The sequence below is a fragment of the Mesorhizobium sp. M7A.F.Ca.AU.002.02.1.1 genome, from assembly GCF_003998535.1.
GTDB classification, from domain to species: domain Bacteria; phylum Pseudomonadota; class Alphaproteobacteria; order Rhizobiales; family Rhizobiaceae; genus Mesorhizobium; species Mesorhizobium ciceri.
Map to the genome: position 1 here is coordinate 1 of NZ_RZPB01001417.1, position 609 is coordinate 609.

Sequence of the window (609 nt, forward strand, 5' to 3'; positions counted from 1 at the left end):
AAATAGATTAGGGGGCAGTTGCAAAGTAGAAATGGCCGCTGTCTCTATCCGGTAAATATCGGAGGGGTTTCAGCCATGACGAACAATATCGAGTTGGACAGCTTTTCGGGTTCCTTGAACGAGCATTCCGCGTCCAGTGAACACGGCGATCAGGCATCGCCGGCGGAGATCCGGGTCGCACAGGCAAATTCGACGCAGCAGGCCGCACCGGCAGCGTCCGAACCGGTGCCGGTCGATGTCGGCGGCGGAGCGCCCGTCAAGCCGGAAGCCCCCGCGGAAGCGAAGACGCTGCCGGCAGCTGCGCCGCACGAATATGTAGCCGACGCCAGCCACGTGGTAAGGCTTCCTGCCAACGCCTCCATCGACAACATCAAGGTCGACGGCCAAAACCTTGTACTCGAACAGGCCGACGGCTCGGTGATCGTGATCAAGGACGGCGCCCTGAACGTGCCGACCTTCATCATCGGCGACGTCGAGGTGCCGCGCGTTGCCTTGCTGGCGGCGCTGGAAGCCAGCCATGTCGATGTCGCCTTCGGCGCCGACGGTTCCATCTCGGCCGGCCCCGGCGGTTCGAATTCAAGCGCAGGCGGTGATTTCTCGGTTCCCCCC

Annotated in this window: 1 protein-coding gene; it reads left to right on the forward strand. The window is 62.7% G+C overall.

Annotated features, from left to right (window positions below; all coding sequences use genetic code 11):
* Nucleotides 1–75: 75 nt before the first annotated feature.
* A partial coding sequence (locus tag EN879_RS38100) for a hypothetical protein (protein WP_206521116.1) occupies nucleotides 76–609 on the forward strand: 534 nt, incomplete at its 3' end.